Raw genomic sequence first — 10,269 nt, 5'->3', positions numbered from 1 at the left:
GAACGCCAGCCCGGCGCGTCCGGATAATCGTCGAGCCGGTAGGCCGTGCCGCTGTCGAGCACCCCGTCCATGAACATCTTCACGAAATTGCAGGCCAGCCAGTCGTCGTCGAAATCGCGCGTCATGGCCTCGGCGCGGGCCAGATCGGCCAGCGCCATATGCGGCTTGAAATGGAACGGCACCCGGATCCGCGCGGTGAGGCCGCCCGCCCGCTGCAGCTCGCGCAGCAGTTCCAGCGTGTAGCGGTTGCCGTCCATGTTCACCATCGAGGTGATGCCGTGAGCCGCGCAATGGGCGAGGCCGCGGGCGATCTTGGCGCGGTCGATGGCGCGCTCGGCCGCGTCGGGCCAGGGCGAGGGCTCCTCGCCGGTGGCAATGCCGAGATTGAGCCGCGCTTCGCCGCCGAGCGCGATCACCGGGGCGAAGGCCTCGAATTCCCTCAGTTCTCCGGTGGCGCGCCCGTCCGCCCCCATCACCACCTCATGCCCGTGCGGCATGGATGCCCCCTCGATGAGCCCCGCCGCGCGCAGGGCGGCCGTGTTGGCCCAGACCGTGTGATGATCGGGCGCGGTAATGGCGAAGGGCCGGTCGGGCAGGATCGCGTCGAGATCCTGCCGCGTCATCGGCCGGTCGAGCAGCCCGTAGTCGCCGCCCTGCGCCATGAGCAGCGGACGGTCGGGATGGGCCGCCGCAAAGCTCTGCGCCGCCCGCGTCAGCGCCTCGACGCCATGGACGCCCGCGAGCTGGAGATGGGCCAGTTCCGCCCCGCCCAGCACCAAATGGAGATGGCTTTCCACGAAGCCCGGCAGAACCGTCCCTCCGCCCGCATCGATCATGTCCGTCCGCGGCCCGGCCAGCCGCTCGATCTCGGCGCGGCTGCCCACGGCCGTGATCCGGCCGTCCGCGACGGCCACGGCTTCGGCCTCGGGCCGGGCGGGATCCATGGTCAGGACGGCCCCGTTGGTGACGATGAGATCGGTCATGCGGCGCGTCCTTCGGCCGGCGTCCCGGCGCAGCTCGGGATCACCCGGAGAAGTTCCAGCAGGATCGAGACCCCGCGGGAGGACGCGCCGCCCGGCGGATCGAAGGGCGGAGAGACTTCGACCGGATCCGTCCCCACGAGCCCCGCCTCGACCCCGGCGAAGCGCGGAGGGCCGGGCGGCGCCAAGGGCAGGCCCGCGACGCGCGGCGGATCGAAGCCGGAGACCGGCAGCCAGAAGTCGCGATCGGGGCCGTCCGTCATGCGCGCCTCTTCCTTGCAGGAGATCGCAGGCATCTGACCATCCGTCCGCCCATTTGTCCACGATCGGCGGAATTCCCCCCTCCCGCTCTTGACCGGACCCCGGCCTTGACCCTTTATCGGGCGAACGTGCGGGCGCGGGCCGGCACCGTGCCCCCGGCCGCGGGGCCGCGCGAAAGAGGGAATCACGATGCAGAACAGACCCGCCGAGCCTGCGCCGCAGCGCACCGGCTCCAACGCCTCCAAATCCACCCTGGGCTCGGACCTGAAGATCGTGGGCGACATCACCTCGTCGGGCAGCATCGAGGTGATGGGCGAGGTCGAGGGCACGATCACCGCCCGCGGGCTGATGGTCGGCCCCGAGGGACGCGCCAGCGGCACCTTCAGCGCCGAGAGCGTCGAGGTGCGCGGCCAGCTCGAGGGGCGGCTCTCCTGCGCCTCGCTCGTGGTGCGGTCGGCGGCGCAGCTCACCTCGGACGTGACCTATCGCAGCGTCGTGATCGAGAGCGGCGCCACCATCGACGGCCGCTTCAAGATCACCAAGGACTGAGGCCCGTCAGGCGGCGCGGTCGGGCGGGATCGAATAGGTCAGCCCCGCCCGCGCCACCACCGCCTCCGATCCCGCCGAGCGGATCAGCACGTCCCCCACCGCCAGCACCCGCCCGAGCTTCAGGATCCGCGCGGTGCCGATCAGGTCGCGCGCGGCCTCGGGCTTGCGCAGGAAATCCATCGAGATGTTGGTGGTGACGGCCAGTTTCACCGGCCCGATGCGGGACAGGATCGCCAGATACATCGCCACGTCGGCCAGCGCGAACATCGAAGGCCCCGAGACCGTGCCGCCCGGCCGCAGGTGCTGCGGCCCCACCTTGAGCCGCATCGCGAGCTCCTCCCCGGCCGAGAGCACCTCGAAATCGTCCGCGACCTCGGGAAACTCCCGCGCGAGGAACGCGGCCAACTCCGCCGCCTCCAGCTTCAGCCCCATGCTTTCCTCCCTGCTTCCGGCCCGCTAGGCTGACCGCAAAGGGGAGGAGTGACAAGATGACCCAGATCCTGCTGCGCGAGGACCGCGGCGCGGTGGCCACGCTGACGCTGAACCGGCCCGAGGCGCTGAATGCGCTGTCGGATGCGATGCTCGCGGCGCTCAAGGAGCAGTTCCGCGCGCTGGCCGGGGACCGGACGATCCGTGTCGTGGTGATCCGCGGCGCGGGCAAGGCCTTCTGCGCGGGCCACGACCTGCGCGAGATGCAGGCCGCGCGCCAGTCCGACGACCGGGGCGCCGCCTATTTCTCGGACCTGTTCTCCCGCTGCGCGGCGGTCATGCAGGCGATTCCCGCCCTGCCCCAGCCGGTGATCGCCGAGGTCCACGGCATCGCCACCGCGGCGGGCTGCCAGCTCGTCGCCTCCTGCGACATGGCGGTGGCGGCCCACGGCACGCGCTTCGGGGTGAACGGGGTGAATATCGGGCTCTTCTGCTCGACGCCGATGGTGGCCCTGACCCGCGCCGTGCCGCGCAAGGTGGCCTTCGAGATGCTCACGACCGGCGAGTTCATCGAGGCCGACCGCGCCCGCGAGGTGGGCCTCGTGAACCGGACGGTCCCGCCCGAGGATCTTGCGGCCGAGGTGCAGAAACTGGCGGCGGTCGTGGCGGGCAAGCTCACCGCTGCGGTGCGGACCGGCAAGCGGGCCTTCTACGATCAGGCGGGCATGGGGCTCGGCGCGGCCTACACGCTGACCGGCGCGGTGATGGCGGACAACATGATGTGGCGGGATACGGAAGAGGGCGTGGCGGCCTTCCTCGAGAAACGGGCGCCCGACTGGGCCTGACGCGCTTCGCTTCAGGCAATGCCGCTCATGGATCGGGGATCCGGGGTCGTCTTGCGCCCTCAGGAAGGGGGCAGCAGGAAGACTGTTCTCATCTGGCGCGTCCCCTCTCCAACAGGGCAGGGAGAATGAGGGGTCCGGTCTCCTGTCTCTCGCGTCGATAGGCGGCGGCAGGAAGGATGTCCCGCTCAGGCGCGCCCCATGCCGTGGGTCAGAGAGGATGAGGGGTCCGGTCCCGGGCCTCTCGCGTCGTCGGAAGCTCTCCGGCGCGGGCCTTCTCCGGGGCAACACCGGCCGGGCAATCGCTCGCCCGGCCCGACAGCATCATTCGGCCACGGCCGCCTCGAGGCCCTGGCGGCGCTTGCGGCTCTCTTCGAGCTGCTTCTCGGTCTGGCGGATGTTGACGTAGGCCAGCGCGAGCACGAATCCGAGGGTGCCGAAGGTCAGAACGGATTCCATGAAGAGATAGCTCATCGGTCAGGTCCTTTCTGCTTGGGTTGATCGTGCACAGCTTACGCAGGGTCGCGCACCCCTGATCACGCCTCGGCCGCAAAAAATGCGGGCGGCCCTCGCGGGCGGAAAGTTGACATCTGTCAACCGGGCCCGGGTGGTTCAGCCGACCACCACGATCACCAGCAGAAGGAAGAGGAAGAATCCCACCGGCCCCGCCTGGGCGAAGAGGAGGCTCGTGAGGAACAGTGCGCCGAGAACGGCCACCACCACCGTCGCCTGATCGGCGAGGGAGCGCGCGGCGAGGCGCGCCTCCACCTCCTCGGCCGAGAGGCCGCGACGGAAGCAGGCGACGAGGGCCGCCGCCGTGCGCCGTGCAGCGCGGCCCAGAGTTGCGGTGAAGCCCCCCGCCGCCACGGCCCCGTCAGAGCCGGTAGATGCCGCGGAACTTCTCTTCGAGATAATCGAGGAGCGGCTCCTCGGTCGGCTCGAAGCCGCAGGCGCGGGTGACGGTCTCGTGCGGCCGGTAGAGCCCGCCGTGCCGCTGCAGGTTCTCGCGCAGCCAGCCGGTCGCGCCGGACGTGTCGCCGCGGGCGAGCTGGTCGTCGAGATCGGGCACCGCCGCGCGGATCGCCTTCATCAGGCAGCCCGCATAGACGTTCCCCAAAGCATAGGTCGGGAAATAGCCGAAGAGCCCCACCGACCAGTGCACATCCTGCAGCATCCCGTGCGAGGGCCGGTCCACCGCCACGCCGAAATCCTCGAGGAAGCGGGCGTTCCAGGCTTCTTCCAGATCCTCGGGTTCGAGCGTGCCGCGGATCAGCCCGCGCTCGAGATCGAAGCGCATCATGATGTGCAGGTTGTAATGCACTTCGTCGGCCTCGGTGCGGATGTAGCCCGACTGGACGCGGTTCGCGGTGGCATAGAAGGCCTCGGCGTCGGCGATGCCGAAATCGCCGAACCGTTCGCTCATGCGGCCGTAGAGCCAGCCGGTGAAGGCGCGCGACCGGCCGAGCTGGTTCTCGTAGATCCGGCTCTGGCTCTCGTGCACGCCCATCGAGACGCCTGCGCCGATGGGGGTCAGCGCATAGTCCGGGTCGATCCCGAGCTCGTAGGCCGCGTGGCCGACCTCATGGATCGTCGAATAGAAGCAGTTGAACGGGTCGGCCTCGACCACGCGGGTGGTGATGCGCACGTCGCTGCCCGAGCCGGACGAGAAGGGATGAACCGCCATGTCCATCCGGCCGCGGGTCCAGTCGTAGCCGAAGGTGGCCGCCAGATCGCGCGCCATGCGGACCTGCGCCTCGAGCCCGAAATGCCCGGTCAGCGGCTGGGGCTGAACCTCAGCCCCGAGCACCGCCTCGCGCAGCGCGACGAGGCGCGGGCGCATCCGGTCGAAGATGGCCGAGATCGAGGCCGCCGTGGCGGAGGGCTCGTAATCGTCGATGAGCGCATCGTAGCGGTCGCGGCCTCCGGCCAGCGCCGCCGCCTCTTCGCGCTTGAGGCGGATCACCTCGGTGAGGGTCGGCAGGAACATCGAGACATCGTCCGCCGCCCGGGCCTCGGCCCAGATGCCCTGCGCGGCCGAGGTCACGCGGGCGATCTCCTGCGCGAGACGGCCGGGCACCTTGGTGGCCCGCTCGTGGCTGCGGCGGATCAGGCGAAGCTGCGCCTCATCCTCCTCGTCCTCGGGCTCGGCCAGTTCCAGCCATTCGGCGAGACGCGGATCGGTGCGGCGGGCATGGAGCACGCCCTCGAGCGCAGCCATCTCCTCGGCCCGCTGCTCGGCGGCGCCGCGCGGCATCACCGTCTCCTGGTCCCAGGAGAGCCGGCCCATGACCTGTGCCAGCGCCTCGGTCTGGCGCTGATAGTCCATCAGTTCGGTGAAGGCGACGTCGGCGCTCATAGCGTTCCTTTCCGGATCGAGCCCACGCGGGGATACAGCGCAAGGTGACGGGCATGGAGGATCAGCACCCAGATCACGACCGCGCCGACCTGATGGGCGATGGCGACCTGCCATTCCGCGGCCGAGAGCACGGTGCCCACGCCGAGCAGGATCTGCGCCAGAAGCGCCATGGCGAGAAGATCGAAGGCGCCGCGGGTCGCCCGGTGCCGCGAGCGGCGGCCGAAGATCCAGAAGATCAGGCCGAGCGCCGCCAGCGTATAGCCGGCCATCCGGTGCAGGAACTGGACGAAGCCCGGGTTCTGCAGGAGACCCAGCCACCAGGCGGGGTTCCTCCAGTCCGTCTCGACGCCCGGCACATAGAACATCTCGGCGGGCAGGAAGGTGCCGTTCATGTCGGGCCAGGTGGGAAAGCCGCGGCCCGCGTCGATGCCCGCGACCAGCGCGCCCAGCACGATCTGAAGGAAGGCCACGCCGATCAGCACGGTGGTGAGGGTCACGAGCCGCCCATCCTTCTGGCGCCGGGCCTGCAGGAGATCGGATTCGCTGCGCCCGAGCAGGAGCGCCTGCCAGGCGATCAGACCGAGAATGATGAAGGCGAGACCGAGGTGCGTGGCGAGCCGCGTGCTCTCGACGGTGACCTTGTCGCCTTCGAGGCCCGAGGCCACCATCCACCAGCCGATCCCGCCCTGAAGACCGCCCAGAGCCCCCAGCGCCAGAAGCCGCGGCCACCAGCCGCGCGGGATCCTGCGCGCCGCGAGGAAGCCCAGGAAGCCCACCGCCCAGACGAGGCCGATCACGCGGCCGAGCTGGCGATGGCCCCATTCCCACCAGTAGATGCGCTGGAACTCGGCCAGGGTCATGCCGGCGTTCATCAGCCGGTATTGCGGGCTGTCGCGGTATTTGTCGAACTCGGCCGCCCACTGGGTCTCGTTCAGGGGCGGCACCGCGCCGGTGACGGGGCGCCATTCGGTGATGGAGAGGCCGGAGTCGGTCAGCCGCGTGAGGCCGCCCACCACGATCATCGCCATCACGAGGAGGAACAGGGCCATCAGCCACAGCCGGATGCCGCGCCGGGCGCCGCCATGGCCGCGGTCGATGCTGCCGCCCTGCGGGACCGGCGCCTTCGCCCCCTGCCCCACTTCCTCGAAGATGCTGCGCTTTTTCACTGCCATCCGGCTCTCCCGTTCCGCCGGGGAGACTAGGCCCCCCGCCTGCCCGCTTCAAGGGCTCGCGGGGGGTGGCGCAGGGACGCGGATCTAGGCTTGGGCCGGCCGGTCGTCGAACATGTAGATGTCGACGCCGCCGGTGGCGAAGCGGCCCACATCCTCGACGGCCGCCTGTCCCTCGGGGCTGGACAGCGCCGCCTTCAGCGCGGCCATGTCATCGAAGCGCAGGATCGCCACCAGCCGGTAATCCGCAGGGCCGCCGGGCGTGGCCACGGCGCCCTCGCTGATCTCGTAGCTGCGCAGGCCCGGCATCTTCGCGGCGAGCCCGATGTGGGTGTCGGCGTAATGCCGGTCGAAGGCCGTCCCGTCCTCGGGTGTGCGATACATCACGAGCAGTCTCGCCATTGTCTTCCTCCCTGTTGGCGGGCCCACTCTGGCACGTTTCGCCGGGGCAAAGCCTCATCCAAAGGTCGGCAGCGGCCGGGCGCTACTGTTTCAGCTTCCAGGCGATCTGGCGCAGCATCCCGTGCAGGGTCTGGACGTCGGCACGCGTCAGCGGCAGCCGGGCCCACATGTTGCGCAGGTTGAGCTTCATGCCCGGCGCCTTCTCGGGCGGGAAGAAGAAGCCCGCGGCCTCGAGCTTCTCCTCGAAATGATCGCCGAGCTTCTCGACCTCGAGGCCGCTCGCGAAATCCACCCGCGCCATGTCGATGACCTCGGGCGGGGTCTCGTCATGCTGGCGCCGCCATTCGTAGGCCAGAAGCAGCACGCATTGCGCGAGGTTGAGCGAGAAGAACTCGGGGTTCACCGGCACGGTCACGATGGCATTGGCCAGCGCCACATCCTCGTTCTCGAGCCCGGTGCGCTCGGGCCCGAAGAGGATGCCCACGCGCCGCCCCTCGCCCGTCAGCGCGCGGCCGTGCGCCATGGCGCGCTCGGGCGTCATCACGGGCTTGGTGAGCTCGCGCCCGCGGGCGGTGGTGGCGAAGACATAGTCGCAGTCGCGGATCGCCTCGGCCACCGTGGGAAAGAGGCCGGCGTGATCGAGAAGCCGCCCCGCCCCCGAGGCCATGGCCACCGCCTTCGGGTTGGGCCAGCCGTCGCGCGGATCGACGATGCGCAGGCGGCCGAGGCCGAAGTTCAGCATGGCGCGCGCGGCCGCACCGATGTTCTCGCCCATCTGCGGGCGGACGAGGATGAAGACGGGTTCGATGCTCATGGCGCTCCCTTCGGATCCGGGCGCTTCCTAGGGGAGAAGGGCCCTGCGGCGCAATGCCATTTCCAAGCGCGCGCCCCTCGGCTATAGGCTTCGCGATCCGAAGGAGACCCATCATGGCCGAAGTCGAACGTCCGCAGCTCTATCTGGTCACGCCGCCCGAGATCGATCTCGAGATCTTCCCCGACCGGCTGGCGGCGGTGCTCGATTCGACCGAGGTGGCCTGCCTCAGGCTGGCGCTCGCCGGCAAGGACGAGGACCGGATCGCCCGGACGGGCGATGCGCTGCGCGAGGTGGCCCATGCCCGCGACGTGGCGCTGGTGATCGAGAACCATGTGCTGATGGTCGAGCGGCTGGGCCTCGACGGGGTGCATCTGACCGATGGCGCGCGGCTCGTGCGCAAGCTGCGCAAGGATCTGGGGCCGGATGCGATCCTCGGCGCCTTCTGCGGCCGGACCAGGCACGAGGGGATCAACGCGGCCGAGGCGGGCGCGGATTATGTGGCCTTCGGCCCGGTGGGCACGACCGCGCTCGGCGACGGCAGCCTGGCCGAGGCCGAGCTCTTCGGCTGGTGGTCCGAGATGATCGAGGTGCCGGTGGTGGCCGAGGGCGCGCTCACCCCCGAGAAGGTGGCCGAGCTCGCCCCCCTCACCGACTTCTTCGCCGTGGGCGAGGAGATCTGGCGCGAGGAGGATGCGGCGGCGGCGCTGCGCCGGTTGCTGGCCCCGCTGGGCTGAGGCGCGCCGGCCCCGGCCGGTCAGCCGACAGGCTCGGGCGGGAAGGCCTCGCGCACCAGCGCCTCGCAGCGGGCGGCGAGGCCCTTCCGCCCCGCGAACCCATCGGCGGGCACTGGCGTGTGGAAGGTGATCCGCACCCGCCCCTGCCGGGGCGCCGCGAGCAGCTTCACCAGATGGCTGCCGAAATCCATGTCGCCCCACCAGCCGTAGAAGCGCGGATCCTCGCGCTCGGGGGCACTGTAGGTCACCGTCACCGGCTGGATGTGCAGCGCATGTTCGAGACCGTGGGTGAAGAAGGCCGCGAAGAGCGTCGACTTGAAGGGCAGGACGCGCAGCGTGTCGGTGCTCGTCCCCTCGGGGAAGAACAGAAGCCTGTGCCCGGCGCGCAGCCGCTCTTCGAACAGCCGCTGCTGGACCAGAGCCTCGGAGCCCCTGCGGTTGATGAAGACCGTGCCCGTCGCCCGCGCGAGCCAGCCGATGCCGGGCCAGCCCGCCACCTCGGATTTCGAGACGAAATAGACCCGCTGCACCGCGTTCAGCGTGAAGATGTCGAGCCACGAGCCGTGGTTGGCCACCACCGCACCCGGCACCTGCATCGGGCGGCCTTCCGTCACCACCCGGAGACCGAGGATCGCCAGCGCCCCGCGGCAGACGCCCTGCGTGATGAAGGGCGTCACGGGGCGCGCGAGCCCGCAGAGCGGCCGCTCGATCTGGCGCAGGATCAGCAGGAGGATGAGGCCGCCATAGACGAGAAGCGCCATGGCGATGCCCTTCACCGCCGCCCGCGCCCAGCCGGCCGCGCCGATGGCCCGCAGCGCGGGCCGGTCCGAGCGCCAGTCGCTCATTCCGCGGACACCGTGCGGCGGGCGTAGAAATCGCGGTGCCGGGCCGACATCCGCGCGGTATCCATGAGGAGGCAGACGTCGGTCGTGTTGAAGGCCCGGTCGATCCAGGCGCCTTCGCCCACCACGCCGCCCAGCCGCAGATAGGCCTTGATGAGCGGCGGCATGGCGAGCATGGCCGCACGCCGGTCGATCCGCTCGGGCGGGATCAGATCCATCCGCTGGCCGCCCTCGGAGCGCGCGCGCACCCGCAGTTCCTCGGGGGCGAGGTGAAAGGCGTGGAGATAGGACAGGGGCTCGGCCAGTGCCTCGATGTCGGTGCCGTGAAAGCTCGCCACGCCGAAGAGAAGCTCCGTCCGCTGGGCCAGCGCATAATCCGCAAGGCCGCTCCAGAGCAGAAAGACCGCCGCGCCGCCGCGATAGTCGGGATGCACGCAGGAGCGCCCGAGTTCGAGCACCCGCCGTCCGCTGGCGCGCAGCGGATCGAGATCGTATTCGCTGTCGCAGTAGAAGCGCCCCGCCCCCGCGGCGCGCTCGCCCGGCAGAAGCCGGTAGACCCCCACCACATCCTCGAGCGCCGCGGCATCCCGCCGCCGGTCGATCAGCAGGAGATGGTCGCAGAGATCGTCGAACTCGTCGCGCTCGAGCCGCTCTGCATGGTCGACGAGATCCCCGTCGCCGCCGAGCTCCTCGACGAAGACCGTATAGCGCAGCCGCTGGGCCGCGCGCAGATCGCGCTCGGACGCGGCGAGCCTCAGTTCCAGATGCGGGTCGTCGGCGATCATTCCCGGACCTTGCCTCCCTCACCGGACGGTCAGGGCTTCATAGGAAATGCCCCTGCCGGATGCAACTGTCGCCCGGGTCGCTCCTGCCCCCTGAGGCGCGCGGCGC

At 70.4% G+C, this 10,269-nt stretch carries 14 protein-coding genes (1 of these 14 running past the window's edge); 3 read left to right on the top strand and 11 right to left on the bottom strand.

Annotated elements, in window-relative coordinates; all coding sequences use genetic code 11:
* Positions 1-983: the 5' portion of an amidohydrolase gene (locus tag RSP_RS15640; RefSeq protein ID WP_011338961.1), read on the bottom strand. 670 nt of this gene lie to the left of the window's left edge; 983 of the gene's 1,653 nt are visible here — the first part of the coding sequence; its start codon is at positions 981-983; its stop codon lies off the left edge, out of view.
* Positions 980-1,276 (bottom strand): hypothetical protein, encoded by a 297-nt coding sequence (locus RSP_RS15635; RefSeq protein WP_011338960.1) that lies wholly within the window; start codon positions 1,274-1,276, stop codon positions 980-982. Before RSP_RS15635 ends, RSP_RS15640 begins: the two co-directional genes overlap by 4 nt.
* A 154-nt stretch (positions 1,277-1,430) precedes the next feature.
* On the opposite strand from RSP_RS15635, the gene RSP_RS15630 reads away from it, so the two are divergent.
* Entirely contained in the window at positions 1,431-1,790 is a 360-nt protein-coding gene (locus RSP_RS15630) for a bactofilin family protein (protein ID WP_009566757.1), read from the top strand.
* Between the two features lie 6 nt (positions 1,791-1,796).
* On the opposite strand, the gene RSP_RS15625 is transcribed toward RSP_RS15630, so the two are convergent.
* Positions 1,797-2,222 carry a PaaI family thioesterase gene (locus tag RSP_RS15625; RefSeq protein ID WP_002723418.1) on the bottom strand — a complete coding sequence of 142 codons (426 nt, stop codon included), beginning with the start codon at positions 2,220-2,222 and terminating at the stop codon, positions 1,797-1,799.
* A 56-nt stretch (positions 2,223-2,278) separates the two neighbouring features.
* Here RSP_RS15625 and RSP_RS15620 point away from each other — a divergent pair, with 56 nt between their 5' ends.
* Entirely contained in the window at positions 2,279-3,064 is a 786-nt protein-coding gene (locus RSP_RS15620; protein ID WP_011338959.1) for an enoyl-CoA hydratase, read from the top strand.
* 321 nt (positions 3,065-3,385) lie between these two features.
* Here the strand turns inward: RSP_RS15620 and RSP_RS22280 are convergent, their stop codons facing one another.
* The 6 genes from RSP_RS22280 to RSP_RS15595 form a co-directional block, all read right to left on the bottom strand.
* The gene (locus tag RSP_RS22280) at positions 3,386-3,535 is read right to left on the bottom strand and encodes a hypothetical protein (protein WP_002723414.1); all 150 of its coding nucleotides are present in this window, start codon (positions 3,533-3,535) and stop codon (positions 3,386-3,388) included.
* Between the two features lie 138 nt (positions 3,536-3,673).
* On the bottom strand, positions 3,674-3,928 hold the full coding sequence (locus tag RSP_RS15615; protein ID WP_017140305.1) for a hypothetical protein: 255 nt from the start codon (positions 3,926-3,928) through the stop codon (positions 3,674-3,676).
* 7 nt (positions 3,929-3,935) lie between these two features.
* Positions 3,936-5,417, bottom strand: a complete 1,482-nt coding sequence (locus RSP_RS15610) for a carboxypeptidase M32 (protein ID WP_011338958.1) — start codon at positions 5,415-5,417, stop codon at positions 3,936-3,938.
* Positions 5,414-6,589, bottom strand: coding sequence for a heme A synthase (ctaA, locus tag RSP_RS15605; RefSeq protein ID WP_011338957.1), 1,176 nt, complete (start codon positions 6,587-6,589; stop codon positions 5,414-5,416). The genes RSP_RS15610 and ctaA overlap by 4 nt, the downstream gene beginning before the upstream one ends.
* A gap of 84 nt (positions 6,590-6,673) precedes the next feature.
* On the bottom strand, positions 6,674-6,988 hold the full coding sequence (locus RSP_RS15600) for an EthD family reductase (RefSeq protein ID WP_009566769.1): 315 nt from the start codon (positions 6,986-6,988) through the stop codon (positions 6,674-6,676).
* 82 nt (positions 6,989-7,070) lie between these two features.
* The gene (locus RSP_RS15595; RefSeq protein WP_002723405.1) at positions 7,071-7,802 is read right to left on the bottom strand and encodes an RNA methyltransferase; all 732 of its coding nucleotides are present in this window, start codon (positions 7,800-7,802) and stop codon (positions 7,071-7,073) included.
* A gap of 113 nt (positions 7,803-7,915) precedes the next feature.
* Here RSP_RS15595 and RSP_RS15590 point away from each other — a divergent pair, with 113 nt between their 5' ends.
* Positions 7,916-8,536 carry a thiamine phosphate synthase gene (locus RSP_RS15590; RefSeq protein WP_002723403.1) on the top strand — a complete coding sequence of 207 codons (621 nt, stop codon included), beginning with the start codon at positions 7,916-7,918 and terminating at the stop codon, positions 8,534-8,536.
* Between the two features lie 20 nt (positions 8,537-8,556).
* Here RSP_RS15590 and RSP_RS15585 read toward each other — a convergent pair whose 3' ends face one another.
* Positions 8,557-9,381, bottom strand: coding sequence for a lyso-ornithine lipid O-acyltransferase (locus RSP_RS15585; protein ID WP_017140304.1), 825 nt, complete (start codon positions 9,379-9,381; stop codon positions 8,557-8,559).
* Complete coding sequence (locus RSP_RS15580) at positions 9,378-10,163, bottom strand: l-ornithine N(alpha)-acyltransferase (protein WP_011338955.1); 786 nt, start codon at positions 10,161-10,163, stop codon at positions 9,378-9,380. Before RSP_RS15580 ends, RSP_RS15585 begins: the two co-directional genes overlap by 4 nt.
* Positions 10,164-10,269: the final 106 nt, after the last annotated feature.

Origin of the sequence: Cereibacter sphaeroides 2.4.1, from assembly GCF_000012905.2 — a bacterium.
Lineage (GTDB): Bacteria > Pseudomonadota > Alphaproteobacteria > Rhodobacterales > Rhodobacteraceae > Cereibacter_A > Cereibacter_A sphaeroides.
Note: the sequence above shows the minus strand (reverse complement) of the source record. Positions and strands in the feature narration are given on the sequence as shown.